Source organism: Streptomyces albiaxialis (assembly GCF_039530985.1).
Lineage (GTDB): Bacteria > Actinomycetota > Actinomycetes > Streptomycetales > Streptomycetaceae > Streptomyces > Streptomyces albiaxialis.
In genome coordinates this window covers 1-24,930 of record NZ_BAAAPE010000022.1, presented here as the reverse complement: position 1 = coordinate 24,930, position 24,930 = coordinate 1, and the positions used below count along the sequence as shown (strand labels likewise).

Sequence of the window (24,930 nt, the reverse complement as noted above, 5' to 3'; positions counted from 1 at the left end):
GTTGACGGCGTCTTGAGCGGCGGGCCACACGGATGACGAGCGAAGTGACCGAACCAGAGATAAGCAAAGGGGCACAGCAATGCGCGATCTGACCGGCGGCACCGCGCCAGGGTCCTCGGCCTCCGGACCCTCCGGCGCGGAGCCCTCCTACGGCTACGCCGGGGGACGAACTCCCGGCACCGTGGGGGAGTTGGGGGAGTTCGGCCTCATCCGGGAGCTGACCTCCCGGCTGACCTCCACCCCCGCCGTACGGATCGGCCCCGGTGACGACGCGGCCGTCGTCGCGGCTCCCGACCGCCGGGTCGTCGCCAGCACGGACATTCTTGTCGAAGGACGTCATTTCCGCCGCGACTGGTCTACAGCGTACGACGTGGGGCGCAAGGCCGCAGCGCAGAACCTCGCCGACGTCGCCGCCATGGGCGCCGTGCCGACCGCGCTCCTCCTCGGCCTCGTCGTCCCCGCCGAACTCCCCGCCAACTGGCCCACGGAGCTGATGGACGGCATCCGCGACGAGGCCCAGGTCGCCGCCGCGGCCGTCGTCGGCGGCGACGTCGCGCGCGGCGACACCATCACCGTCTCCATCTCCGCGCTCGGCGACCTGCGCAACCGGGAGCCCGTGACCCGCGCCGGCGCACGCCCCGGCGACGTCGTCGCCGTCACCGGCTGGCTCGGCTGGTCGGCCGCCGGACACGCCGTCCTCTCCCGGGGGTTCCGCTCGCCCCGCGCCTTCGTCGAGGCCCACCGCCGCCCCGAACCGCCCTACCACGCGGGCCCCGCCGCCGCCGGGCTCGGCGCCACCTCGATGACCGACGTCAGCGACGGACTCGTCGCCGACCTCGGGCACATCGCCGAGTCCAGCAAAGTGCGTATCGACATCCGCTCCGCCGCGCTCGACATCCCCGCGCAGATGTCGGACATCGGCACCGCCGTCGGCGTCGACCCGCTCCAGTGGGTGCTCACCGGGGGAGAGGACCACGCGATCGTCGCCACCTTCCCCGCCGACCAGAAGCTGCCCGCGCGCTGGCGCGTCATCGGCAGTGTTCTCGCGGTCTCCGCGCCCTCCGCGCTCCCGCAGGTCACCGTCGACGGCGCCCCCTGGGACAAGGCCGGCGGCTGGGACCACTTCGGGGACCCGTCGGACGGCTGACCGGCGCCGCCTGAGTACCGTCGTGGCCATGGAGACACCGCCGGAGACCCCGCAGGCCCCGCCGCGCCCCGCCCCGCCCCTCGTCCTCACCGTCGCCGGTTCCGACTCGGGCGGGGGAGCGGGCATCCAGGCCGACCTGAAGACGATGCTCGCGCTCGGCACCCACGGCATGAGCGTCGTCGCGGCGGTCACCGCGCAGAACTCCCTCGGCGTGCAGGGCTACTGGGAGCTGCCCGTCGAGGCCGTCCGCGCCCAGTACCGCAGCGTCGTCGACGACATCGGCGTCCAGGCCGTCAAGACCGGCATGCTCGCCTCGGCCGCGCTCGTCGGGACCGTCGCGGAACTCCTCGCCGATACGGCCGCGCCCGTCGTCGTCGACCCCGTCGGCGTCTCCAAGCACGGCGACTCCCTGCTCGCCTCCGACGCGCTCGACTCCGTCCGCACCGAGCTGCTGCCGACGGCGACCGTCGTCACCCCCAATCTGGACGAGGTGGCCCAGCTCACGGGCGTACACGTGGAGGACGAGGACGGGATGCGGGACGCGGCGGCGGCCGTCCTCGGATACGGGCCGCGCTGGGCGCTGATCAAGGGCGGCCATCTGCGCGGCGCCCCCGACGAGTCGGCGGACCTGCTCACCGACGGCCACCAGGAGCACTGGCTGCGCGCCCCCCGGCACGACAACCGGCACACCCACGGCACCGGCTGCACCCTCGCCAGCGCGCTGGCCGCGCAGCTCGCGAAGGGGCAGTCCGTGCCGGAGGCGGCGCGGGCCGCGAAGGAGTACACCACGGGCGCCATAGCGGCGGGCTTCCCGCTCGGGGCAGGCCTCGGCCCCGTCGACCACGGATGGCGTCTTGGTTACGCTCACGGGGCCGTACGCGGCGAAGAGGGCTAGACGGGGACGAGGGAGAGAGGGGCTGGAGGGCTCTTGCGGGCGTCACGACGGAGAAGGACGGGTGCCCTGGCCGTCGGTGTGCTTCTCGGCACACTGGCCGCCTGCTCGGATTCGGGCGGCTCAGGGAAGGGGGGCGACGCCTCACCGGAGCCGGTCGGCAAGAGGATCAGGACCGCGGCCCAGCTCGGCACCCTCTGCTCCGACATCGGGAAAGGCCACCCGAAGGCGGCCGAGTACACCGGGGACGGCCCGCACCGCACCGCCGTGTTCCAGACCGGGTACCGGACCGGACGTGCGGTGGCCCCGGTGACCGCGCTCGTGGAGGACGTGGAGTTCCGCGGACTGCCGGAGGTGTCGAAGACCACTCCGGTCTCCGCCGTCGAGCTGCTGGCCTGCGCCGAGGGGAAGCGGGGGACGAAGAAGGCGGGCACCTGCGACTACGCCGAGATGGGAGACCTGGGCAACAAGATCACCATCCCGAAGTACACCCAGGGCTTCACTTACACCGTCTACGAGCTGCGCACCGGCCGCGTCGTGAAGACCGTCGGGAAGAAGACACAGTGGATCTCGGACTGCCCCAAGGGATCGGCGGTCGGGCGCGGCGCGGACGGGAACACCCCCGACAAGGTGTACGGGCAGCTCTCCGACTTCGACGCGCAACGCGCGCTGAAGGACCTGGCCGCCGCCCCGGCCCGATGACGGCGCGCCCCCGATGACGGAGTGACGGAGCCGACAGCCGACCGCCGTACACAGCACTGAGGACCGGTCCGCGAAAGCGGACCGGTCCTCAGTAGTGTTCGTTCAGCGACCGGCGAGATGGCCGCGCGGCGACGTCCAGGACGTCAGCGCGAGACCTTGCCGGCCTTGATGCACGAGGTGCAGGCGTTGAGGCGCTTCGGCGTCCCGCCGACCACGGCACGCACGCGCTGGATGTTCGGGTTCCAGCGACGGCGGGTGCGGCGGTGCGAGTGGGAGATGTTGTTGCCGAACTCCGGCCCCTTGCCGCAGACGTCGCAGTTCGCAGCCACGGGTCACTCCAAAGACTTCAGATACACGTACGGTGAATCCCGGCGACGCAGGATCAGAATGACCGGCTGTGCCAGGGAGAGTGCCGGAACGGGAAACGTCCAGAGGACCAACCAGATCAGGCAACCGGAGCAGCATACAACGGCGCCCTTCGAACAGGGAAACCCGGACCCCGGCACCCGCCCCCGACCTGGGCCCGCGCCCGCCCCCGCACTAGCCTGCGGGCACCGTCACCCGAGGAGGCCAGCCCCATGCCGTACGCGCTCGATCCCGCAGCGGTACGGAGCTGGTGCGCCCTCGGCCGCGAGGCGCTCGGCGAGGCCTGCGCGGAGATCGACGCGATCAACGTCTTCCCCGTCGCCGACGGCGACACCGGGACCAATCTCACCCTCACCTTCGAGGCGGCGGCCCGCGCGGTGGACGCGGACGGGACCGGCGAGGACATGCTGCGCGCCATGGCCCGCGCCGCGCTGCTGGACGCGCGCGGCAACTCCGGGACCATTCTCGCCCAGTACCTGCGCGGACTCGGCGCCTCCGGTGCCGAGTCCCTCGCCGACGCGCTGCGGCGCGCGGCGGACAGCGCCTACGAGGCCGTCGCGCACCCGGTCGAGGGCACGATGCTGACGGTCGCCGCCGCGGCGGCCGACGGGGCCGCGGCCGGGGACGGCACCCCCCGCGGCCAGGCCGCCGCGGCGTACGAGGCGGCACGCTCCGCGCTGGAGGCCACCCCCGGCCAGCTCGCCGTCCTCGGCGAGGCGGGCGTCGTCGACGCGGGCGCCGCGGGCCTGGTCACCCTGCTGTCGGCGCTCTCCACCGCGCTGGGCAACCCTCCCGCGGAGGCCTCCGCGCACCCGGAGCCGCCGCGGAGCGCTCCGTGCGCCGCTCCGGAGACCGGGGCCTCCGCCGCCTCCGCCCTCTACGAGGTGATGTATCTCCTGGAGACCACGGGACCCGGCGCCCTCCACGGCCTCCGTGCCGCCCTCGACGCCCTCGGCGACTCGCTCGTCATCGGCGGCGGCGAGGACCTGTGGAGCGTCCATGTGCACACGCCCGACGCGGGCGCCGCCGTCGAGGCCGGGATCGCCGCGGGACGCCCGTACCGCATCCGCGTCACGCACCTCGCCGCCGGGCACGAGGGCACCCCCGGAACCCCGCCCGCCGCGGAGCCGGAGCGGTCCTCCCGCGCCGTCGTCGCCGTCGTGCCCGGCGCCGGGCTCGCCGGGCTCTGCGCGGAGGCGGGCGCCACCGTCGTGCCCTCCGCCGACGCCGCGCGCGGCGACGCGCTGCTCGCCGCCGTCCGCGCGACGGGCGCGGACGAGGTCGTGGTGCTGCCCAACGGCACCGAGTTCCACCCCGCCGCGGCCCGCGCCGCCGAGGAGGCGCGCGCGGAGGGCGTACGCGCCGCCGTCATCCCCACCCGCGCCGCCGTCCAGGGCCTCGCCGCGCTCGCCGTGCACGCGCCGGAGCACCGCTTCGACGAGGACGTGGTCACCATGACGTCCGCCGCCGGTGCCACCCGCTACGGCGAGGTGACGCTCGCCGAGCGGCAGTCCTGGACCATGGCCGGCATCTGCCAGGCCGGTGACGTGCTCGGCCTCGTCGACGGCGACGTCGCGGTGATCGGCGCCGACATCGGCCAGATCGCCATGGACGTCCTCGCGCGGATGCTCGCCGGAGGCGGCGAGATGGTCACCCTCGTCCTCGGCGAACAGGCGCCCGAGGGGCTCGCGGGGCTGCTGGAGGAGTACGTGCGCCGCGCCCACCTCGCCGTCGACACCGTCGTCTACGAGGGGCGGCAGCAGGCCTCCCCGCTGCTCGTCGGCGTCGAATAGCGCGCCGGAGAGCCGCCGTCGGACCTCCGTTGTCGTACCCGTCCGGCAGGATGGGTCCGTGTCCGCTCATGCCGCATCCCACCCCGAACCCCTCCAGGAGCCGCTGAAGACGCTCCTCGGTGGCACCACAGCGAAGGTCATGGCCGACCAGCTCGGCCTGCACACGGTCGGCGACCTGTTGCACCACTACCCGCGGAAGTACACCGAGCGGGGCGAGCTGACCCGCCTGTCCGACCTCCCGCTGGAGGAGCACGTCACGGTCGTCGCGCAGGTCGCCGACGCCCGCGTGCACAAGTTCAACCACGGCAGGGGCCAGCGCCTGGAGGTCACCCTCACCGACGGCAGCGGCAGGCTCCAGCTCGTCTTCTTCGGCAAGGCCGTCTGGGGAGCGCAGCAGAAGCTGCTGCCGGGCAGGCGCGGCATGTTCGCGGGCAAGGTCGGGGTCTTCAACCGCAAGCTCCAGCTCGCCCACCCCGACTACATGCTGCTGGACGAGGACACCGACAGCGAGGACCTGGCCCGCTTCCAGCTCCTCCCGCTCTATCCGGCCTGCGCGAAGCTCCAGTCCTGGAAGATCGCCCAGGCCGTGCAGATGGTGCTGAGCACCCTGGAGGCCACCGGCTGGCGCGGCCTGATCGACCCGCTCCCGGAGGCGATCCGCGCCGAGCGGGGGCTGATCACGCTGCCCGAGGCGCTGGACAAGGTCCACAAGCCGCGCACCAAGGCCGACATCGGCGACGCCCGCCAGCGCCTCAAGTGGGACGAGGCGTTCGTCCTCCAGGTCGCGCTGGCCCGCCGACGCGCCAAGGAGTCCGCGCTGCCCGCCGCGCCCCGCAGGCCCGTCGAGGGCGGCCTGCTGGACGCCTTCGACGCGAAGCTGCCGTTCACCCTCACCGAGGGCCAGCGGCAGGTCAGCGGCGAGATCTTCGCCGACCTCGCCACCGAACACCCCATGCACCGCCTCCTCCAGGGCGAGGTCGGCAGCGGGAAGACGCTCGTCGCCCTGCGGGCCATGCTCGCCACCGTCGACGCGGGCGGGCAGGCCGCGATGCTGGCCCCCACCGAGGTGCTGGCCCAGCAGCACCACCGTTCCGTCACCGAGATGATGGGCGAGCTGGCCGAGGGCGGCATGCTGGGCGGCTCCGAGCAGGGCACCAAGGTCGTGCTGCTCACCGGCTCCATGGGCGCCGCGGCCCGCCGCCAGGCGCTGCTCGACCTGGTGACGGGCGAGGCCGGCATCGTCATCGGGACGCACGCGCTGATCGAGGACAAGGTCCAGTTCCACGACCTGGGCCTGGTCGTCGTGGACGAGCAGCACCGCTTCGGCGTCGAGCAGCGCGACGCCCTGCGCTCCAAGGGCAAGCAGCCGCCCCACCTGCTGGTGATGACCGCGACGCCGATTCCGCGCACGGTCGCCATGACCGTCTTCGGCGACCTGGAGACCTCCGTCCTCGACCAGCTCCCCGCCGGGCGCTCCCCGATCTCCACCCACGTCGTCCCCGCCAAGGACAAGCCGCACTTCCTGGCCCGCACATGGGAGCGGCTGCGCGAGGAGGCCGAGGGCGGCCACCAGGCGTACGTGGTGTGTCCCCGGATCGGGGACGAGGAAGAGCCCGCCCGCGCCAAGAAGTCCCCCGAGGACGAGGAGGAGAAGCGGCCCCCGCTCGCCGTCCTGGACATCGCCGAGCAGCTCACGGCCGGGCCGCTGTCCGGCCTGCGCGTCGAGCCGCTGCACGGCAGGATGCAGCCCGAGGCCAAGGACGAGGTGATGCGCCGCTTCGCCGCGGGCGAGGTCGACGTCCTGGTGGCGACGACGGTCATCGAGGTCGGGGTGAACGTGCCGAACGCGACCGGCATGGTGATCATGGACGCCGACCGCTTCGGCGTCTCCCAGCTCCACCAGCTCCGCGGCCGCGTCGGCCGCGGCTCGGCCGCCGGACTGTGCCTGCTGGTCACGGAGATGCCCGAGGCCAGCCCCGCCCGCTCCCGCCTGGAGGCCGTCGCCGGGACGCTCGACGGGTTCGAGCTGTCCCGGATCGACCTGGAGCAGCGCCGCGAGGGCGACGTGCTGGGCCAGGCCCAGTCCGGGGTGCGCTCCTCGCTGCGGATGCTCGCCGTCATCGAGGACGAGGACGTGATCGCCGAGGCCCGCGACGAGGCCACGGCCCTGGTCGCCGCCGACCCCGAGCTGACCGGCCACCCCGAGCTGCGCACCGCGCTGGACGCCCTGCTGGACGAGGAGCGCGAGGAGTACCTCGACAAGGGCTGAGCGCCGGGGAGGGGGCTCAGTCGCCGGAACCCAGGGTGAAGCGCGCGTTCAACTCGCCGAAGTCGAGGGCCCCTTCGCACTCGGTGTACGTCCCCTTGGCCAGGATCTCCGCCGTCGCACGGCGTACCGTGCCGTACGCCGCCTGCGCGAGCGCCGTCCCCGTCGAGACCCGGCGTACGCCCGCGGCACGCAGCGCGGCGACGTCCGGGCCGCCCGGCACCGCCATCGCGTTCACCGGCAGCGGCACCTCGGCGGCGAGCGCGGAGAGCGCCTCCAGGTCCAGCAGACCCGGCACGAACAGGCAGTCGGCGCCCGCCTCCGCGTAGACCGAGGCCCGCTCCCGCACGGCGTCCAGGCGGGTCTCCGGCTCCCCGATCCCGAAGAGCACGACGTCCGTACGGGCGTTGACCACGAGGTCCGGAACCCCGGCCTCCACGGCGGCCGTACGCGCGGCGCGCAGCCGTTCCGCCTGCTCGGCGGGGGTGAAGAGCGGGCCGCCCGGCGCGCGCGAGTCCTCCAGGTTGATCCCGGCCGCGCCCGCGGCGGCCACGGCGGCGACCGTCGCGGCCACGTCCTCCGGCGCCGGCCCGTAGCCGCCCTCGATGTCGGCCGTCACCGGCACGTCCACGACCGCCGCGATCCGCGCGACCGCGGCCGCCGTCTCCTCGCGGGTCAGCGCCTGCCCGTCGGCGCGGCCCAGCGACCAGGCCAGGCCCCCGCTCGTCGTGGCGACGGCGCGCGCGCCGAGGGCGGCGACCAGGACGGCGCTCGCCGCGTCCCAGGCGTTCGGCAGCACGAGCACCCCGTCCTCGTGGAGGGCGCGCAGCGCGCGGCAGCGGTCGTTGAGCGGCAGCACAGAGGCCATGGGATCCTCATCTCCTGGACGGACGTCCGTAGAACAGGACGCGAGTATGGGCACCCGGAAGAGCCGGACGCTCGCGGAAATCGGACGCCGACCCTCGCCGCTCACAGCCGTACCGGAGGACCCCACCCCATGACCCGCGTGATCGCCGGAGCCGCAGGCGGGCGACGCCTCGCCGTCCCGCCGGGCAACGGCACCCGCCCCACCTCCGACCGCGCCCGCGAGGGGCTGTTCTCCAGTTGGGAGTCCCAGCTCGGCGGGGCGCACGGCTGGCGGGGGCTGCGGGTGATGGACCTGTACGCGGGCTCGGGCGCCGTCGGCCTGGAGGCCCTCTCGCGCGGCGCGGCGCACGTCCTGCTCGCCGACGCCGAGCCGCGCGCCGTCCGCACGCTCAGGGAGAACGTCCGCGCGCTCGGACTCCCCGGCGCCGAGGTCCGCGCGGGAAGGGCCGAGCAGATCGTCGCGGGCGAACCCCCCGCCGAGCCGTATGGTCTGGTGTTCCTCGACCCGCCCTATGCCGTCGAGGACGATGCTCTGCGGGAGATCCTGCTCACACTCCGCGCGCGGGGCTGGCTCACCGATGACGCCCTCGCCACCGTGGAGCGCAGGACCAGGGGCGGTGATTTCCGCTGGCCGGAGGGTTTCGAGGGGCTGAGGTCCCGTCGCTACGGCGAGGGAACGCTTTGGTACGGTCGCGCCGCCGAACGACAAGATCCCCATCCGTATCCCCGTCCGTCATGACGATCGTGACGACTCTGGAGAGCGAGGAAACGCCAGTGCGCCGTGCAGTCTGTCCCGGGTCCTTCGATCCGATCACGAACGGACACCTCGACATCATCGCCCGCGCGTCCAAGCTGTACGACGTCGTCTACGTCGCCGTGATGATCAACAAGTCCAAGCGCGGGCTCTTCTCGGTCGAGGAGCGCATCGACCTCATCCGCGAGGTCACCGAGAGCTTCGGCAACGTCCAGGTCGAGGCCTTCCACGGCCTCCTCGTCGACTTCTGCAAGGAGCGCGAGATCCCCGCGATCGTCAAGGGGCTGCGCGCCGTCAGCGACTTCGACTACGAGCTGCAGATGGCCCAGATGAACAACGGGCTCTCCGGCGTCGAGACGCTCTTCGTCCCGACCAACCCCACCTACAGCTTCCTCTCCTCCAGCCTCGTCAAGGAGGTCGCCACCTGGGGCGGCGACGTCTCCCACCTCGTCCCCGAGGCCGTGCACGCGGCCCTGGCCGAGCGGCTGACCAAGCCCGAGTAGCAACGGCCGCCCGCGCCTTCCGGGTTCCGCTCACGGGCCCGCGCCCACGGGCCGTACAGTCACCCCCGTGGACGTACAGCAGAAACTCGACGAGATCGTGGCGGCCGTCGACGGTGCGCGCTCGATGCCGATGTCCGCCTCCTGTGTGGTGAACCGGGCCGAACTGCTCGCCATGCTCGACGAGGTGCGCGGCGCCCTGCCCGGCTCGCTCGCCCAGGCCCGCGAGGTCCTCGGCGACCGCGACATGGTCGTGGCCGAGGCCCGCCAGGAGGCCCAGCGCATCATCGACTCCGCGCAGGCGGAGCGCGGCTCGCTCGTCTCCGGCACCGAGGTGGCGCGCCGGGCCCAGGACGAGGCCGACCGCATCCTCGCCGAGGCCCGCCAGGAAGCCGCCGAGATCCGCGAGCAGGCCGACGACTACGTCGACAGCAAGCTCGCCAACTTCGAGGTCGTGCTCAGCAAGACCATCGGCTCGGTCGACCGCGGCCGCGAGAAGCTGCTCGGCAGCGGCCCGGGCGCGGAGCACTGGCACGAGGAGTACGCCCAGGACGCCCCCGAGCGCACCGCCGACCCCCGCGAGCTCCAGCAGCGCGCCGACGCGTACGTCGAGGCCCGGCTCGGCTCCGTCTCGGCGGTCCTCGCCAAGACGCTGGAAGCCGTCGGCCGGGGCCGCCAGAAGCTGCGCGGCCACGAGCCCTCGGACGAGCTGGCGGCCCACATGGCGGCCCAGGACGGCGCGGACCCGTACGCGGGCCACACCAGCGACGCGGACTTCCTCGCGGACCTGGCCGACCCGGGCGCGGCCCCGGCCCCGCCCCAGGCCCCCCAGCCGCAGCAGCAGCCGCAGCACCAGCACCAGCAGCACCAGCCCTCGTACGCGCCACAGGGGACGCAGCAGCCCCAGCACCCCCAGCAGCCGCACGCGCCCGTGCCCCCGCAGCCCCAGGCCCCGCCGCCGCCCCCGCAGCAGCAGCCCATGGCCGACCCGTACTACGCGCAGCAGCCCGCGGCGGCGGCCGACCCGTACGCCTATCAGCAGCACGGCGGCTACTACGCGCAGCAGCAGCCGGACGCGGCGTACTACCAGCAGCACCAGCAGCAGCCGTACTACGGCCAGCAGCACCAGCCCCAGGCCCAGCAGCAGCCCGCGCAGGCCCCGCAGCTCGACGAGACCAGCCTCTTCGACACGAGCATGATCGATCTCGACCAGGTCAGGGAGTTCGAACGGCGGCACGACCAGGGCCGCTGAGGCGGTCCGGGCCCGGATTGGGTCATGGCGGGGGCTTCCAGTATCCTGTCTCTTCGGTCGCGAGTACGTACGTGACCGAGCCCCACCCGTAGAAAGCAGGAAGCTCTGAACGCCCCCCTCGACCACCGCGCCCCTCTCGTGTTCGACACGCGTGAGCTGGGGCGGCGTCCTGGTGCGATGAAGCGGCTCTCCCGCGAGGTGGAGTCCCCGGGGAACCTCGGTATCGAGGTCATCGGGGTTCCGGACGGGGCGACGATCGAGCTGGACCTCCGCCTCGAATCGGTCATGGAAGGGGTGCTTGTCACAGGCACCGCCCGTGCGCCGCTGGAGGGGGAGTGCGTAAGGTGTCTGGAGCCGCTGCGGCAGCATGTCGAGGCGGACTTCCAGGAGATGTTCTCCTACCCCGACGCCGACGACCGGAGCCGCCCCGCGGCGGATGCCGGCGACGACGCCGAGGAGGAGGACACGCTCTTCCTAGAGGGAGATCTTTTCGACCTCGAACCCGTGCTGCGGGACGCGGTGGTGCTCGCACTGCCGCTGCAGCCGGTGTGCCGGGAGGACTGCCCCGGTCTGTGCCCCGAGTGCGGGGCACGGCTGGCGGACGATCCCGACCACAAGCACGAAGAAGCCGTCGACATCCGTTGGGCGGCACTGCAGGGACTCGCCGAGACCATCGAGGACGGCGAGAAGGACGTGCCCCGCTCCGGCGGGGATGACTCACAGGAGAAGTAGCCGTGGCTGTTCCGAAGCGGAAGATGTCGCGCAGCAACACGCGCCACCGCCGGTCGCAGTGGAAGGCTGCGGTCCCGACCCTGGTGAAGTGCGAGCGCTGCCACGAGCCGAAGCAGCAGCACATCGCGTGCCCGAGCTGCGGCACCTACAACAAGCGTCAGGTCCTCGAGGTCTGATCGGCGGGTGACAGGCTTCATGTCAGACGCCAGCACTCCAGAGACTCCCTCCCGCAAACGCGGCGGCGAGAATCCGGACCTGGTGGATGCGGCCTCGTCCCACACGCTCCTGGAAGGGCGGCTCGGGTATCACCTTGAGTCCGCCCTTCTGGTGCGTGCGCTGACGCACCGCTCGTACGCGTACGAGAACGGCGGGCTGCCCACCAACGAACGTCTCGAATTCCTCGGCGACTCCGTCCTCGGCCTCGTCGTCACGGACACGCTCTACCGGATGCACCCGGACCTCCCCGAGGGCCAGCTCGCGAAGCTGCGCGCCGCGGTGGTCAACTCCCGGGCGCTCGCGGGCGTCGCCCGCGGTCTCGACCTCGGCGCCTTCATCCGCCTCGGCAGAGGCGAGGAGGGCACCGGAGGACGCGACAAGGCCTCGATCCTCGCGGACACGCTGGAGGCCGTCATCGGCGCGGTCTACCTCGACCAGGGCCTCGACGCGGCCTCGGAGCTGGTGCACCGCCTCTTCGACCCGCTCATCGAGCGCTCCTCGAACCTCGGCGCCGGTCTCGACTGGAAGACCAGCCTCCAGGAGCTGACCGCCTCCGAGTCGCTGGGCGTCCCGGAGTACCTGGTCACGGAGACGGGCCCGGACCACGAGAAGACCTTCACGGCTGCTGCCCGCGTCGGTGGTGTCGCGTACGGCACCGGCACAGGACGCAGCAAGAAGGAGGCCGAGCAGCAGGCGGCGGAGGCCGCCTGGCGCGAGATCTCCGCACGGAGCGAGGCCGCACGCGAGGAGGCCGCCTCCGGGACCGGGGGCGAGCCCTCGGCGGAGTCGCCCGCCCCGCGCTGACGGCCGCCACGGACCGCCACCGCTCGCCGCACCGTCCGTAAGGCCGTATGGCTGTACCGCCGTACCGCCCCGCGTCGTCCCGTCCCCGCCTGCCACGGCCCTCCGGAGGAGCCCGCCCATGCCCGAGCTGCCCGAGGTCGAGGTCGTACGGCGAGGGCTGGAGCGGTGGGCCAGCGGGCGGACCGTCGCGGCGGCCGAGGTGCTGCACCCGAGGGCCGTCCGGCGGCACACGGCGGGGCCCGCGGACTTCGCGGCGCGGCTGGCGGGGCGGCGCATCGGCCCGGCCCGGCGGCGCGGCAAGTATCTGTGGCTGCCCTTCGGCGAGGACGGCTTCTCCGTCCTGGCGCACCTCGGGATGAGCGGCCAGCTCCTCATCCAGCCCCCGGGCACCCCCGACGAGAAGCATCTGCGGATCCGGATCGTCTTCGAGGACGCGGAGGGCGGCGAGCTGCGCTTCGTCGACCAGCGGACCTTCGGCGGCCTCTCGCTGCACCCCGGCGAGGACGACGCCGAGGGGCTGCCGGACGTCATCGCGCACATCGCCCCCGACCCGCTCGACCCCGCGTTCGACGAGGCGGCGTTCCACGCGGCCCTGCGCCGCCGCCGTACGACGGTGAAGCGGGCGCTCCTCGACCAGTCGCTGATCAGCGGCGTCGGGAACATCTACGCGGACGAGGCCCTGTGGCGCTCCCGGCTGCACTACGAGCGGCCCACCGCCACCCTCACCCGCAAGCAGACCGCCGAGCTGGTCTCCCATGTGCGGGACGTGATGAACGCGGCGCTCGCGGCGGGCGGCACCAGCTTCGACAGCCTCTATGTGAACGTCAACGGCGAGTCCGGCTACTTCGAGCGCTCCCTCGACGCCTACGGGCGCGAGGACGAGCCCTGCCGCCGGTGCGGCACCCCGATGCGCCGCCGGGCGTGGATGAACCGCTCCAGTTTCTACTGCCCACGCTGCCAGCGCGCGCCCAGGCCGGTCCCGGCGACGCGCTAGTCCTGGTCAGAACCCGAAGTCCTGGGTCCACCAGGGGCCGCCCTCGGCGAAGTGCGCGCCGACGCCCAGGGTGCGGTAGTCGCAGTTGAGGATGTTGGCCTTGTGGCCGGGGCTCTGCATCCAGGAGTCCATGACGGACTGCGCGTTGGCCTGGCCGCGGGCTATGTTCTCGCCGCCCAGGCCGCTGATGCCCCGGCTCTCCGCGCGGTCCCAGGGGCTCTTGCCGTCGGGCGTGTTGTGGTCGAAGAAGCCCCGGCGTGCCATGTCCTCGCTGAAGTCCCCGGCCAGCCCCGCGAGTTCCGGGTCGGCCTTGACGGGGCGGCAGCCGGCCTTGGCCCGCTCCTGGTTGACGAGGGCGAGCACCTCGCGCTCGGCGGCCGTCTCCGGGTCCGGGGTGGTGGAGGCCGTCGCGCCGCCGCCGTTGCCCTCGCCGCTCCCGCCGCTTCCGGAGCCGGGGCGCTCGCTCTTCTCGCCGGACGGGCGGTCGGGGCGCCCGGTGCGGTCGGGGGCCGAGTCGGAGGGGCTGCCGGTCTCGCGCGGCTTCTCCGCCCCGCCGCTCTCGCCGCCCCCGCCGCCCCGGGAGGGGGTCGCGGAGGGCTCGGCCGGGGCCGTGGAGCGGTCGGGCCGCTCGTGGCGCTGGGAGGGGAGGCGCGTGGGCCCGTCGTCCCGGTGGTCCCCGCGGCTCGCGGACTCGTCCGAGGCGCGGTCGGAGGCCGGGGCCGAGGGGAGGGCGGGCGACTCGACCTCGGTGGGCCCGTCGGCCTGGACCCGGTCGCCGCGCGGGCCGCCGAGCCCGCCGGGGCCGGGGATGAGGCCTGAGGCCACGGCCACCGCGCCCATCGCCATCGCCGCCGAGGCTCCGAGCAGTCCCGTCCGTACGGGCGCCGCGCCCCGCTTGCGGTGCTCGCCCCGGTGCCGGGGGCCGACCTCCGTGGGAGCGGGCTCGGCGTGAGCGGGGGAGGGGGCGGGAGCCGAAGTCGTACGTCGATGGCGGCCCATCTCAGCAGCCTCACAATGCTCGGTGGTCACTGCGGTCACCGCGTCTTCACCCGTATGTGTGAAGCGGGTTGACGCGCAATGTACGGCATCACGGCCGGGGCGGATGTGCTCCCCGCAGAATTGTCCGGATAGCGTGCACCCCATGACCGCGAGCACTCAGCGAAGCGACGAGACCCCGGATCCGGCCCCCGGCACCTCCCCGGACGGGGGCCCCGACGACGACGCGCGGCTGACGGCGTGGGTGCGCGGCGAGGTCCAGGGCGTCGGGTTCCGCTGGTTCACGCGCGCCGCCGCGCTCCGTATCGGAGGGCTCGTCGGATTCGCGCTGAACCTCGGTGACGGGCGGGTCCAGGTGGTGGCGGAGGGGCGCAGGGGCCACTGCGAGCAGCTCCTGGAGTGGCTGTCCGGCGGCGACACGCCTGGCAGGGTCGAGGGTGTGACCGAGATCTGGGACACCCCGCGAGGCGGTTACCGAGGGTTCGCGATCCGGTGATCCAAAACGGTTGCCAATCGCCATCCGCCGTGCAAAGCTGCGGCCACAAGTGAGCCACGGTGGATCTTCATCACCCCCGGCGGGCAGCGGACTCCGGCGTCGGACGCCGTCGAGTCCCGGCGAGCCCGGGATGCGGGGTGTGATCGTGTTGACCGTCAAACCTTTTGGTGAGACTCTGGAATCCCCGCGCACCTGAGCTGTTTGATCCAGAGATCCTTGAGCAAAAGTCCAGAGCAGACACTGCGGGTGCGATTCCCCCTCGACCCACCACCGCTTCGGTCGGTCACTCAGTGTGGAGGACCATCCATCATGGCAAAGGCGCTTCTCGGTTACGTCGGCGGCTCCGACCCCCGAGTTCTCGCCGAGATGCGACGGCTTCAGCAGCGTGTCCAGGACCTGGAATCCGAAATCATCCGGATCCAGGCCGAGAACGACGCTCTGTCCGCCGCCGCACGGCACGACTCGGTGCTCGAAGGCATCGATGTACCCACAGCGGAGCCCGCGCTCACCTGACCCCCGTCACGGGGTGGGGTGGCGCGAAGCTGCCGCAAGAGAAATCTGTAAGGGACGCTTCGGCGTCCCTTCGTCGTTCCTCCCCGGTCGCCCCGGTTTCGCTTACCGTCTGATGTGCCCCCCGGTTCTCCGGGTGAAACCCCTCCGCTTCCCGCCGCCCGGGGCAACCCCCGCGCACGTGTGGCACGTTGAGTGCCCCCGAGGGGCGGGCGGGTGCAGCGGGCGCCCCGCGAGCGCCCGGAAATGCGGGCCCGGCGGGACAGTCGGCGCGACATCGCCGGGGCATCCTCAGTAGAGTCCGGACGCGTGCACCTCAAGAGCCTGACACTGCGGGGATTCAAATCCTTCGCCTCCGCCACGACGCTGCGCTTCGAGCCCGGCATCACCTGCGTCGTCGGCCCGAACGGCTCCGGCAAGTCCAACGTCGTGGACGCGCTCTCCTGGGTCATGGGCGAGCAGGGCGCCAAGTCGCTGCGCGGCGGCAAGATGGAGGACGTGATCTTCGCCGGGACCACCGGGCGGCCGCCGCTGGGCCGTGCCGAGGTCTCGCTCACGATCGACAACGCCGACGGCGCGCTCCCCATCGAGTACGCGGAAGTCACCATCACGCGGATCATGTTCCGCAACGGCGGCAGCGAGTACCAGATCAACGGGGACACCTGCCGCCTCCTCGACATCCAGGAACTGCTGTCCGACTCCGGCATCGGCCGCGAGATGCACGTCATCGTCGGGCAGGGCCAGCTCGACGGCGTCCTGCACGCCGACCCGACGGGGCGGCGTGCGTTCATCGAGGAGGCCGCGGGCGTCCTCAAGCACCGCAAGCGCAAGGAGAAGGCGCTGCGGAAGCTGGACGCGATGCAGGCCAACCTCGCCCGCGTCCAGGACCTCACCGACGAACTGCGCCGCCAGCTCAAGCCCCTGGGGCGGCAGGCGGCCGTCGCCCGTAAGGCCCAGGTCATCCAGGCCGACCTGCGCGACGCGCGGCTGCGGCTCCTCGCCGACGACCTGGTGTCGCTGCGCGACGCGCTGCGCACGGAGGTCGCCGACGAGGCCGCGCTCAAGCAGCGCAAGGAGGCCGCCGAGGCCGAGCTGAAGGAGGCCCTGCGCCGCGAGGCCGACCTCGAACAGCAGGTCAGGACGCTCACGCCGCGGCTGGAGCGCGCCCAGCAGACCTGGTACGAGCTGTCGCAGCTCGCCGAGCGCGTCCGCGGCACCATCGGCCTGGCCGACCAGCGCGTCCAGCACGCCGGCGCGGCGCCCGCCGAGGAGCGCCGGGGGCGCGAGCCGGAGGACATGGAGCGCGAGGCCGCCCGGATCCGCGAGCAGGAGGCGGAGCTGGAGGCCGCGCTGGAGGCCGCCACCACCGCGCTGGACGAGACGGTCGCGCACCGCGCCGAGCTGGAGCGGCGGCTCGCCGAGGAGGAGCGCCGGATAAGGGACGAGGCGCGGGCCCTCGCCGACCGGCGCGAGGGCCTCGAACGGCTGCGCGGCAAGGTCGGCACGGCCCGCAGCAGGGCCTCCTCGGCGCAGTCCGAGATCGACCGGCTCGCGGCGGCGCGTGACGAGGCGCTGGAGCGCGCGGCCGAGGCGCAGGGGGAGTACGAGGCACTCCGGACCGAGGTCGACGGCACCGGCGAGGGCGAGGACGAGCTGGCGCGGCAGCACGAGGCCGCGAAGGAAGCGCTGGCCGGCGCCGAGGCCGCGCTGAGCGCGGCCCGCGAGGAGGCGACCTCCGCCGAGCGCGAGCGCGCGGCGACCTCCGCGCGGCACGACGCGCTCGCCCTCGGGCTGCGCCGCAAGGACGGCACGGGTGCGCTGCTGGGCGCGAAGGATCGTCTCTCCGGGCTGCTGGGCCCGGCCGCCGAACTCCTCACCGTCACCCCGGGGTACGAGGTGCCCGTGGCGGCGGCGCTCGGTGCCGCCGCCGACGCGGTGGCCGTCGCCGACCCCGGCACGGCGGCCGAGGCGCTCCGGCTGCTCCGCAAGGACGACGCGGGCCGGGCCGCGCTGCTGCTGGGCGCGGCGGAGACGGCGGACGTTGCCCCGTCGCGTACGCCCGCGCCGCCCGTCGAGGGCGGCGCGCACCGGGCCGTGGACCTGGTGACGGGGCCCGAGGCGCTGTGGCCCGCGCTCGGCACGCTGCTGCGGGACGTCGTGGTGGTGGACACGCTCCAGGACGCGGAGGACCTGATCAGGGCGCGCCCCGGGCTGACCGCCGTGACCGCGGAGGGCGACACCCTCGGCGCGCACTTCGCGCAGGGCGGTTCCGCGGGGGCGCCGAGCCTGCTGGAGGCCCAGGCGGCGGTCGACGAGGCCGCCGCCGAGCTGGCCGAGCTGGAGGTGCGGTGCGAGGAGCTGGCCGCGGTCCAGGAGCGCGCGAAGGAGCACCGCAAGGCGTGCGCGGCGGCCCTGGAGGAGCTGGCGCAGCGGCGCAGCGCGGCCGAGCGCGAGAGGTCGAAGGTCGCGGGCCGGCTCGGCACCCTCGGCGGGCAGGCGCGTGCGGCGCGCGGCGAGGCCGAGCGCTCGGCCGCGGCCGTCACCAAGGCGGAGGAGGCCCTCGTACGGGCGACCGAGGAGGCCGAGGAGCTGGCCGAACGGCTGGCCGTGGCCGAGGAGTCCGCCGAGGACGAGGTGGAGCCCGACACCTCCGTACGCGACCGGCTCTCGGCCGACGGGGCCAACGCGCGCCAGACGGAGATGGAGGCCCGGCTCCAGGTGCGTACGCACGAGGAGCGGGTCAAGTCGCTCGCGGGGCGGGCCGATTCGCTGGACCGCGCGGCGCGTGCCGAACGCGAGGCGCGGCAGCGCGCGGAGCAGCGGCGGGCCCGGATGCGGTACGAGGCGGAGGTCGCCGAGGCCGTCGCCTCCGGGGCGCGGCAGCTCCTCGCGCACATCGAGGCGTCCCTGGAGCGCGCCCAGGAGGAGCGCGGGCGCGCCGAGCGGGCCAAGGCCGAGCGCGAGCGGGCGCTGGCTGCCGAGCGGGGCGCGGGCCGGGAGCTGAAGGAGGAGCTGGACAAGCTCACCGACTCGGTGCACAAGGGCGAGGTGCTGGGCGCCGAGAAGCGGATGCGCATCGAGCAGTTGGAGACCAAGGCCCTGGAGGAGCTGGGCGTCGAGCCCGCGGGGCTGATCGGCGACTACGGCCCCGACCAGCTCGTCCCGCCGTCCCCGCCGGCGGAGGACGAGGAGCTGCCGGAGGACCCGGAGCACCCGCGCAACAAGCCGGTGCCGTTCGTGCGGGCCGAGCAGGAGAAGCGGCTCAAGGCGGCCGAACGGGCGTACCAGAAGCTGGGGAAGATCAACCCGCTGGCGCTGGAGGAGTTCGCGGCGCTGGAGGAGCGGCACCAGTTCCTCAGCGAGCAACTGGAGGACCTGAAGAAGACGCGCGCGGACCTGCTTCAGGTCGTGAAGGAGGTCGACGAGCGCGTCGAGCAGGTGTTCACCGAGGCGTACCACGACACCGCGCGGGAGTTCGAGGGCGTCTTCTCGCGGCTCTTCCCGGGCGGCGAGGGGCGGCTCGTGCTCACCGACCCCGACGACATGCTCGCCACGGGCGTGGACGTCGAGGCCAGGCCGCCCGGCAAGAAGGTCAAGCGGCTCTCGCTGCTGTCCGGCGGCGAGCGGTCGCTGACCGCGGTCGCGCTGCTGGTCTCGATCTTCAAGGCCCGCCCGAGCCCGTTCTACGTGATGGACGAGGTCGAGGCCGCGCTCGACGACACCAACCTCCAGCGGCTGATCCGGATCATGGAGGAGCTGAAGGACAGCTCCCAGCTCATCGTCATCACGCACCAGAAGCGGACGATGGAGGTCGCGGACGCGCTCTACGGCGTCTCGATGCAGGGCGACGGCGTCTCGAAGGTCATCAGCCAGCGGCTGAGCTGACGCGGAAACCGGGCTCCACCCTTTACTGATTCACAAGATGAACTCGACGTGTGGTTCCACGCGCGGAGAGTGGTCAGCTCTGAACTATTGACTTCGATAATTGAAGGCATACGCTCTGATGTGCCGTTGCGAGCTTCAAGTTGTAGCGGCCCGACCCCCACCCGGCAGTGCCGCCGGTACCCCAGGAGCGAGAGTTGACCAGCACAGCGCGCACCGCGCCGTCAGGAGCCGGTGTGGAGACCCCACCGCTCGGGCGCGTCGTCTTCATCACCGCGGCGGCCGCCATGGGCGGCTTCCTCTTCGGCTACGACAGCTCCGTGATCAACGGAGCCGTGGAGGCGATCCGCGGTCGCTTCGACATCGGCTCGGCCCTGCTGGCGCAGGTCATCGCCGCCGCCCTGATCGGCAGCGCCATCGGCGCCGCCCTCGCCGGACGCGTCGCCGACCGGCTGGGCCGCATCCCCGTCATGCGGATCGCCGCCGTCCTCTTCACCATCAGCGCCGTCGGCTCCGCGCTGCCCTTCGCCCTGTGGGACCTCGCCCTGTGGCGCGTGCTGGGCGGCGTCGCCATCGGCATGGCCTCCGTCATCGGCCCCGCCTACATCGCCGAGGTCTCCCCGCCCGCGTACCGGGGACGCCTCGCCTCCTTCCAGCAGGGCGCGATCGTGCTGGGCATCGCCGTCTCCCAGCTCGTCAACTGGGGCATCCTCAACCTCGCCGACGGCGACCAGCGCGGCTCCCTCGCCGGGCTGGAGGCCTGGCAGTGGATGCTCGGCATCATGGTGCTCCCCGCCGTGGGCTACTTCCTGCTCTCCTTCGCGATCCCCGAGTCGCCGCGCTTCCTGATATCCGCCGGGCGCGAGAGCGAGGCCCGCGCGGTCCTCGCCGGCGTCGAGGGCGAGCACGAGGGCCTCGACCGCCGGATCGGCGAGATCGAGCACGCGATGCGCAGCGAGCACCGGTCCACGTTCAAGGACCTGCTCGGCGGCCGCTTCGGCTTCCTGCCCATCGTCTGGGTCGGCATCGGCCTCTCGGTCTTCCAGCAGCTCGTCGGCATCAACGTCGTCTTCTACTACTCCTCGACGCTGTGGCAGTCCGTCGGTATCAACCCCGAGAGCTCGTTCTTCTACTCCTTCACGACCTCGATCGTGAACATCGTCGGCACCGTCATCGCCATGATCTTCGTCGACCGGATCGGCCGTAAGCCCCTCGCGCTCATCGGCTCCGTCGGCATGGCCGTCTCGCTCGGCCTGGTTGCCTGGGCGTTCTCCGCGAAGACCGGCTCCGGGGACAAGGTCTCGCTGCCGAACCTGGAGGGCACCGTCGCGCTCGTCGGCGCCCACACCTTCACGCTCTTCTTCGCGCTCTCCTGGGGCGTCGTCGTGTGGGTCCTGCTCGGCGAGATCTTCCCGAACAAGATCCGCGCCGCCGCGCTCGGCATCGCCGCCTCCGCACAGTGGGTCGCCAACTGGGCCATCACCGCGAGCTTCCCGAGCCTCTCGGAGTGGAGCCTGTCGACCACGTACATCCTCTACACGGTCTTCGCCGTGCTCTCGATCCCCTTCATCCTCAAGTGGGTGCCGGAGACCAAGGGCAAGGCGTTGGAGGAGATGGGCTAACCACCCCCGCCGCCCGGCTCCTCGTACGGCCGCTGCCCCGTCCCGCGTCCCGCGGGGCGGGGCAACGCCCTTCTCACGACGAGGGCAGCCGGGGCACCACCCGCTCCGCGTACAGGTGCAGCGAGCGCCAGCCCTCGTCGACCGGCATGCCACCGACCAGCGGATGCAGCAGCACCTGCGGCGCCTCGGGCTCCTTCGCGGCCAGCTCCAGGCACTCGTCGGGCGTCAGGAAGCGGTAGACGCCCTCGCGCCGCAGCTCCTCCGCCGTGCCCGCGCCCGACGCCATCAGCGAGCGCACGTCCGCCGTCTGCCACGAGGCGTACCGCCGGGCCTCGTACAGGAAGTGCTCGCCGTACTCGGCCCACGCCCGGTCCGGGTCCTCCGTCACATGCACGGCGGGCATCTCCGCGGGAGGCATCAGGCACACCGGATCCACGCCCGCCTCGGCGCAGCGCTCCTCGTAGTACGCCTTGAGCCCCGGCAGGTGCGCGGGCAGGAACAGCGGCAGGCCCAGGCGTACGGCGCGGCGCGCGGCCGGGCGCGAGCTGCCGCCGACGAACAGCGGCGGATGCGGACGCGAGTACGGGCGCGGCGTCACCCGCACCTCGCGCCCCCGGAACGTGAACGGCTCGCCCGTCCACGCCGCCAGCAGCGTCTCCAGCGCCTCGTCCTGGAGGGCCCCGCGGCGCGCGAAGTCCAGGCCGAGCGCCGCGTACTCCTCGGGCCGGTAGCCGATCCCGGCCACCGTCACCAGCCGCCCGCCGCTCGTGAGATCGAGCACGGCCAGGTCCTCCGCCAGCCGCAGCGGATCGTAGAGCGGCGCCAGCACCGCGCAGGCCGACACCGCGATCCGTCTCGTACGGCCGAGGAACGCGCCCGCGAGCGGCAGCGGGGAGGGGAGCCAGCCGTCGTCGGAGCCGTGGTGCTCCTCGACGACGAGCGAGGTGAGGCCCTGGTCGTCGGCGTAGGCGGCCATGTCGAGCGCCGCGCGGTAGCGGTCCCCGGGGGGCTCGGGCGGCGCGGCGGGGCCCGGGCCGGGGTGGACGAGATTGAAGCGCACGCTTGTCATCACGGTCACAGGGCGGGGACCGTAGCGGAGCGCGCGCGAAGAGGGAATGGCCGGGAACGGTTGACGGTGGCGGATACTGGGTGCGCTATGGAAATCGTCATCCTTGTTGTAGTCATCGCCGTCGTCGCGCTGGCCGCGATCAGCGGTCTCGTGGTCAGCGGCCGTAAGAAGAAGGCGGCACCGCGCGCCGGGGAGTCCCCGTCGCCCGCGTCCACCGCCACCAGGACAGCGCCCCCGGCCGAGCCGCACGTCGGCGAGGACGCGGAGGGCAAGCCCGAGGCACCCGGCAGGCCCGTGGAGGACGTCGGCCTGCCCACGACGGAAGCGGAGGCCGGAGCACCGGTCACCGAGGTCCCGGCCCCGGCCGAGCCGGAGATCGAGACCCCCGAGCCCGCGGCCGGACGCCTCGTCCGCCTGCGCGCCCGGCTCTCGCGCTCGCAGAACACCCTCGGCAAGGGCCTGCTCACCCTCCTGTCCCGGGAACACCTGGACGAGGACACCTGGGAGGAGATCGAGGACACCCTGCTCACCGCCGACGTCGGCGTCGGCCCCACCCAGGAGCTGGTCGAGCGGCTCCGCGAGCGCGTCAAGGTGCTCGGCACCCGCACCCCCGAGGAGCTGCGCACCCTGCTGCGCGAGGAGCTGCTCACCCTGGTCGGCCCCGACATGGACCGCACCGTCCACACCGAGACCAAGGGCCCCGTCGACCGCCCCGGCGTCGTGCTCGTCGTCGGCGTCAACGGCACCGGCAAGACCACCACCACCGGCAAGCTCGCCCGCGTCCTCGTCGCGGACGGCAAGTCCGTGGTGCTGGGCGCCGCCGACACCTTCCGCGCCGCCGCCGCCGACCAGCTCCAGACCTGGGGCAAGCGCGTCGGCGCCCACACGGTCCGCGGGCCCGAGGGCGGTGACCCGGCCTCCGTCGCGTTCGACGCGGTGAAGGAGGGCACCGAGGAGAACGCGGACGTCGTGCTCATCGACACCGCCGGACGGCTGCACACCAAGACCGGGCTCATGGACGAGCTGGGCAAGGTCAAGCGCGTCGTGGAGAAGCAGGGCCCCGTCGACGAGGTGCTGCTCGTCCTCGACGCCACCACCGGCCAGAACGGCCTCGTCCAGGCCCGGGTCTTCGCCGAGGTCGTGGACATCACGGGCATCGTGCTGACCAAGCTCGACGGCACCGCCAAGGGCGGCATCGTCGTCGCGGTCCAGCGCGAGCTGGGCGTCCCCGTCAAGCTCGTCGGCCTGGGCGAGGGGCCGGACGACCTCGCGCCGTTCGAGCCCGACGCGTTCGTGGACGCACTGGTGGACGGCGACTGAACGGACGCTCCCCCCCACAACGGAACGGCGCCGGGCCCGGGTCCGCACAGGACCCGGGACCCGGCGCCGTCGTGCGCCGTCCGCCCCCCGTACGTACGGACGCCGCGGGGCCACGCCTCCGGTGTCACGCCTCCGGGGTCACGTCTCCAGGGAGGCCGAACGGTGGCAGACGTAGCCGAGCGTGCCCAGCAGGAGCCGGGCCTGGGGCGGGCGGCCCGCGCCCTCCAGGGTCGGCTGGCGCAGCCAGCGCACCGGGCCCAGCCCGCCGAGGTCGGAGGGCGGCGCCGTGACGTAACCCCCCTTGCCCAGGCCGCGCAGGTCCAGCTCCGCGTCGTCCCACCCCATCCGGTAGAGCAGCTCGGGGAGCTCGGCGGCGGCGCCCGGCGCCACGAAGAACCACACGCGGCCGTGCGGCGCCAGCGCCACGGGGCCCAGCGGCAGCCCCATCCGCTCCAGCCGCACCAGCGCGCAGCGGCCCGCGGCCTCGGAGACCTCGATCACGTCGAACGACCGGCCCGTGGGGAGCAGCAGCGCGGCGCCGGGGACGCCCGCCCACGCCTCGCCGGCCTCGTCGAGCGTGGCGCCCGCGGGGACCTCCAGCGTCGCGTCGAGCGGGTGGGCGCCGGGCGCGGGGCACGCGCTCGCGCCGCAGGAGCACTCGGGCCCGTCGCCGCCGGAGCGCACCGCCCTGGCCCCGGGCACCACGTCCCAGCCCCACAGGCCCGTGTACTCCGCGACGGCCGTGCACGCGGAGGCACGACTGCGCCTGCGCGCACCGGGCCGGAGATCCCTGATCTCCCTGAATCCGCTGAGACCGCCGATGGCGCCGATCGTGAAGCCCATGCTCCCTCCAACGGGTCCCGTCTCGTGATGGTTACGACGGCGCTGCGCGCGGTGACTGCCGGGCTACGCTGGGGCGTTGACGAGCGCGCCGCGCGGGCCTCGCACGGTGTCAAGTCAAGCGCGTACGAGCGCGGAAAGGTTCATTCGAAGGGGTGGCGAATGGTGGCGTTTCTGAAATCACCCTCGCGTGACCGGTGATCGTAGGATTACTTTCGGTGCACACAGTGGAGAGAAGCTCAGTGGCGTGGGTATGCCGGAGGCATGGCGTCGTCGGGCGGCAGCCCGGACGGCGGCGGCGAGAGCGGCGGATGTCGCGGAGGGGCGGATGGGGGCGTTAGCCAGTGGGTGAGGGAGGGCAGGCCGACAAGTGCCCGAACGAGCGGCTGGGTTCGTGGTTCGTGCGCAGCGGCTGGTCGAAGGGCGAGCTGGCCCGGCAGGTGAACCGCCGCGCGCGCCAGTTGGGCGCGCACCACATCAGCACCGACACCTCGCGGGTGCGCCGCTGGCTCGACGGGGAGCAGCCCCGTGAGCCGATTCCCCGGATCCTCTCCGAGCTGTTCTCCGAGCGCTTCGGCTGCGTCGTCGCCGTCGAGGACCTCGGGCTGCGGCCCGAGCGGAAGTCGCCCGCGGCCTCCGGCGTGGACCTGCCGTGGGCCGGGCCCCAGACCGTCGCCATGATCAGCGAGTTCACGCGCGGTGACCTGATGCTCGGGCGGCGCGGCTTCCTCGGCACCTCGCTCGCCATGTCGGCCGGCCCCGCGCTGATCGAGCCCATGCAGCGCTGGCTCGTGCCCAGCCCCGGTCCCGCCGACCCGGCGGCAGCGGCGGGCGGCCCGGCAGGCGGCCCCGGCTTCCCGCTGCGCGGCGGGCACGGTGGCCCCGGCGGGCCCACCGTGCCCGCGCCGGG

23 protein-coding genes are annotated in these 24,930 nt (G+C 73.4%); 18 read left to right on the top strand and 5 right to left on the bottom strand.

Annotation, left to right across the window (positions count from 1 at the left end; translation table 11 throughout):
• The first annotated feature begins 79 nt into the window (after positions 1-79).
• From ABD343_RS35055 to ABD343_RS35045, 3 genes are all read left to right on the top strand, one after another.
• Complete coding sequence (locus ABD343_RS35055) at positions 80-1,147, top strand: thiamine-phosphate kinase (RefSeq protein ID WP_344534189.1); 1,068 nt, start codon at positions 80-82, stop codon at positions 1,145-1,147.
• A 28-nt stretch (positions 1,148-1,175) separates the two neighbouring features.
• Positions 1,176-2,042, top strand: a complete 867-nt coding sequence (gene thiD, locus ABD343_RS35050) for a bifunctional hydroxymethylpyrimidine kinase/phosphomethylpyrimidine kinase (RefSeq protein WP_344534188.1) — start codon at positions 1,176-1,178, stop codon at positions 2,040-2,042.
• A 78-nt stretch (positions 2,043-2,120) separates the two neighbouring features.
• The gene (locus tag ABD343_RS35045; protein ID WP_344534187.1) at positions 2,121-2,741 is read left to right on the top strand and encodes a hypothetical protein; all 621 of its coding nucleotides are present in this window, start codon (positions 2,121-2,123) and stop codon (positions 2,739-2,741) included.
• A gap of 143 nt (positions 2,742-2,884) precedes the next feature.
• On the opposite strand, the gene rpmB is transcribed toward ABD343_RS35045, so the two are convergent.
• Positions 2,885-3,070, bottom strand: a complete 186-nt coding sequence (gene rpmB / locus ABD343_RS35040) for a 50S ribosomal protein L28 (RefSeq protein ID WP_016470082.1) — start codon at positions 3,068-3,070, stop codon at positions 2,885-2,887.
• Positions 3,071-3,319: 249 nt separating this feature from the next.
• Between rpmB and ABD343_RS35035 the strand changes: the two genes are divergently transcribed.
• Positions 3,320-4,900 (top strand): DAK2 domain-containing protein, encoded by a 1,581-nt coding sequence (locus ABD343_RS35035; RefSeq protein ID WP_344534186.1) that lies wholly within the window; start codon positions 3,320-3,322, stop codon positions 4,898-4,900.
• A gap of 58 nt (positions 4,901-4,958) precedes the next feature.
• Complete coding sequence (gene recG / locus ABD343_RS35030; RefSeq protein WP_344534185.1) at positions 4,959-7,169, top strand: ATP-dependent DNA helicase RecG; 2,211 nt, start codon at positions 4,959-4,961, stop codon at positions 7,167-7,169.
• A 16-nt stretch (positions 7,170-7,185) separates the two neighbouring features.
• Here the strand turns inward: recG and ABD343_RS35025 are convergent, their stop codons facing one another.
• Positions 7,186-8,034, bottom strand: coding sequence for an isocitrate lyase/PEP mutase family protein (locus ABD343_RS35025; protein WP_344534184.1), 849 nt, complete (start codon positions 8,032-8,034; stop codon positions 7,186-7,188).
• 129 nt (positions 8,035-8,163) lie between these two features.
• Here ABD343_RS35025 and rsmD point away from each other — a divergent pair, with 129 nt between their 5' ends.
• The 7 genes from rsmD to mutM all read left to right on the top strand — a co-directional run bounded on the left by rsmD (position 8,164) and on the right by mutM (position 13,285).
• Positions 8,164-8,772 carry a 16S rRNA (guanine(966)-N(2))-methyltransferase RsmD gene (gene rsmD, locus ABD343_RS35020; RefSeq protein ID WP_344534183.1) on the top strand — a complete coding sequence of 203 codons (609 nt, stop codon included), beginning with the start codon at positions 8,164-8,166 and terminating at the stop codon, positions 8,770-8,772.
• Between the two features lie 35 nt (positions 8,773-8,807).
• On the top strand, positions 8,808-9,290 hold the full coding sequence (gene coaD, locus ABD343_RS35015; protein WP_344534182.1) for a pantetheine-phosphate adenylyltransferase: 483 nt from the start codon (positions 8,808-8,810) through the stop codon (positions 9,288-9,290).
• Between the two features lie 67 nt (positions 9,291-9,357).
• Positions 9,358-10,539 (top strand): cell division initiation protein, encoded by a 1,182-nt coding sequence (locus tag ABD343_RS35010; protein ID WP_344534181.1) that lies wholly within the window; start codon positions 9,358-9,360, stop codon positions 10,537-10,539.
• Between the two features lie 177 nt (positions 10,540-10,716).
• Entirely contained in the window at positions 10,717-11,271 is a 555-nt protein-coding gene (locus ABD343_RS35005; RefSeq protein ID WP_344534180.1) for a YceD family protein, read from the top strand.
• 2 nt (positions 11,272-11,273) lie between these two features.
• Complete coding sequence (gene rpmF / locus ABD343_RS35000; RefSeq protein ID WP_344534179.1) at positions 11,274-11,447, top strand: 50S ribosomal protein L32; 174 nt, start codon at positions 11,274-11,276, stop codon at positions 11,445-11,447.
• A 19-nt stretch (positions 11,448-11,466) separates the two neighbouring features.
• A complete protein-coding gene (gene rnc / locus ABD343_RS34995; RefSeq protein WP_344534178.1) occupies positions 11,467-12,291 on the top strand; it encodes a ribonuclease III in 825 nt (274 codons plus the stop codon).
• Between the two features lie 118 nt (positions 12,292-12,409).
• Positions 12,410-13,285 carry a bifunctional DNA-formamidopyrimidine glycosylase/DNA-(apurinic or apyrimidinic site) lyase gene (gene mutM / locus ABD343_RS34990; RefSeq protein ID WP_344534177.1) on the top strand — a complete coding sequence of 292 codons (876 nt, stop codon included), beginning with the start codon at positions 12,410-12,412 and terminating at the stop codon, positions 13,283-13,285.
• Positions 13,286-13,291: 6 nt separating this feature from the next.
• On the opposite strand, the gene ABD343_RS34985 is transcribed toward mutM, so the two are convergent.
• Positions 13,292-14,284, bottom strand: a complete 993-nt coding sequence (locus ABD343_RS34985) for a CAP domain-containing protein (RefSeq protein WP_344534176.1) — start codon at positions 14,282-14,284, stop codon at positions 13,292-13,294.
• A 142-nt stretch (positions 14,285-14,426) separates the two neighbouring features.
• Between ABD343_RS34985 and ABD343_RS34980 the strand changes: the two genes are divergently transcribed.
• The 4 genes from ABD343_RS34980 to ABD343_RS34965 all read left to right on the top strand — a co-directional run bounded on the left by ABD343_RS34980 (position 14,427) and on the right by ABD343_RS34965 (position 20,791).
• The gene (locus ABD343_RS34980) at positions 14,427-14,777 is read left to right on the top strand and encodes an acylphosphatase (RefSeq protein WP_344534175.1); all 351 of its coding nucleotides are present in this window, start codon (positions 14,427-14,429) and stop codon (positions 14,775-14,777) included.
• A 309-nt stretch (positions 14,778-15,086) separates the two neighbouring features.
• Complete coding sequence (locus ABD343_RS34975) at positions 15,087-15,290, top strand: hypothetical protein (protein WP_344534174.1); 204 nt, start codon at positions 15,087-15,089, stop codon at positions 15,288-15,290.
• Positions 15,291-15,596: 306 nt separating this feature from the next.
• Entirely contained in the window at positions 15,597-19,172 is a 3,576-nt protein-coding gene (smc, locus tag ABD343_RS34970; protein ID WP_344534173.1) for a chromosome segregation protein SMC, read from the top strand.
• A gap of 194 nt (positions 19,173-19,366) precedes the next feature.
• Entirely contained in the window at positions 19,367-20,791 is a 1,425-nt protein-coding gene (locus tag ABD343_RS34965; RefSeq protein ID WP_344534172.1) for a sugar porter family MFS transporter, read from the top strand.
• Positions 20,792-20,864: 73 nt separating this feature from the next.
• On the opposite strand, the gene ABD343_RS34960 is transcribed toward ABD343_RS34965, so the two are convergent.
• Positions 20,865-21,860: an LLM class flavin-dependent oxidoreductase gene (locus tag ABD343_RS34960; protein ID WP_344534479.1), complete on the bottom strand. Its 996-nt coding sequence runs from the start codon at positions 21,858-21,860 to the stop codon at positions 20,865-20,867.
• A gap of 87 nt (positions 21,861-21,947) precedes the next feature.
• Between ABD343_RS34960 and ftsY the strand changes: the two genes are divergently transcribed.
• Entirely contained in the window at positions 21,948-23,180 is a 1,233-nt protein-coding gene (ftsY, locus tag ABD343_RS34955) for a signal recognition particle-docking protein FtsY (RefSeq protein WP_344534171.1), read from the top strand.
• A 138-nt stretch (positions 23,181-23,318) separates the two neighbouring features.
• Here the strand turns inward: ftsY and ABD343_RS34950 are convergent, their stop codons facing one another.
• The gene (locus tag ABD343_RS34950) at positions 23,319-24,023 is read right to left on the bottom strand and encodes a bifunctional DNA primase/polymerase (RefSeq protein ID WP_344534170.1); all 705 of its coding nucleotides are present in this window, start codon (positions 24,021-24,023) and stop codon (positions 23,319-23,321) included.
• Between the two features lie 341 nt (positions 24,024-24,364).
• Between ABD343_RS34950 and ABD343_RS34945 the strand changes: the two genes are divergently transcribed.
• Positions 24,365-24,930 (top strand): NsdA family TPR-like regulatory protein (locus ABD343_RS34945; protein WP_486387855.1); only part of this gene is annotated, 566 nt, incomplete at its 3' end.

What these genes read in the sequence shown, in the direction of transcription:
- ABD343_RS35055 (WP_344534189.1), top strand. Translation starts at nt 80, where the DNA reads ATGCGCGATCTGACCGGCGGCACCGCGCCAGGGTCCTCGGCCTCCGGA.
- thiD (WP_344534188.1), top strand. Translation starts at nt 1,176, where the DNA reads ATGGAGACACCGCCGGAGACCCCGCAGGCCCCGCCGCGCCCCGCCCCG.
- ABD343_RS35035 (WP_344534186.1), top strand. Translation starts at nt 3,320, where the DNA reads ATGCCGTACGCGCTCGATCCCGCAGCGGTACGGAGCTGGTGCGCCCTC.
- ABD343_RS35025 (WP_344534184.1), bottom strand. Translation starts at nt 8,034, where the DNA reads ATGGCCTCTGTGCTGCCGCTCAACGACCGCTGCCGCGCGCTGCGCGCC.
- rsmD (WP_344534183.1), top strand. Translation starts at nt 8,164, where the DNA reads ATGACCCGCGTGATCGCCGGAGCCGCAGGCGGGCGACGCCTCGCCGTC.
- ABD343_RS35005 (WP_344534180.1), top strand. Translation starts at nt 10,717, where the DNA reads ATGAAGCGGCTCTCCCGCGAGGTGGAGTCCCCGGGGAACCTCGGTATC.
- rnc (WP_344534178.1), top strand. Translation starts at nt 11,467, where the DNA reads ATGTCAGACGCCAGCACTCCAGAGACTCCCTCCCGCAAACGCGGCGGC.
- mutM (WP_344534177.1), top strand. Translation starts at nt 12,410, where the DNA reads ATGCCCGAGCTGCCCGAGGTCGAGGTCGTACGGCGAGGGCTGGAGCGG.
- ABD343_RS34985 (WP_344534176.1), bottom strand. Translation starts at nt 14,284, where the DNA reads ATGGGCCGCCATCGACGTACGACTTCGGCTCCCGCCCCCTCCCCCGCT.
- ABD343_RS34980 (WP_344534175.1), top strand. Translation starts at nt 14,427, where the DNA reads ATGACCGCGAGCACTCAGCGAAGCGACGAGACCCCGGATCCGGCCCCC.
- ABD343_RS34975 (WP_344534174.1), top strand. Translation starts at nt 15,087, where the DNA reads ATGGCAAAGGCGCTTCTCGGTTACGTCGGCGGCTCCGACCCCCGAGTT.
- ABD343_RS34960 (WP_344534479.1), bottom strand. Translation starts at nt 21,860, where the DNA reads ATGACAAGCGTGCGCTTCAATCTCGTCCACCCCGGCCCGGGCCCCGCC.
- ftsY (WP_344534171.1), top strand. Translation starts at nt 21,948, where the DNA reads ATGGAAATCGTCATCCTTGTTGTAGTCATCGCCGTCGTCGCGCTGGCC.
- ABD343_RS34950 (WP_344534170.1), bottom strand. Translation starts at nt 24,023, where the DNA reads ATGGGCTTCACGATCGGCGCCATCGGCGGTCTCAGCGGATTCAGGGAG.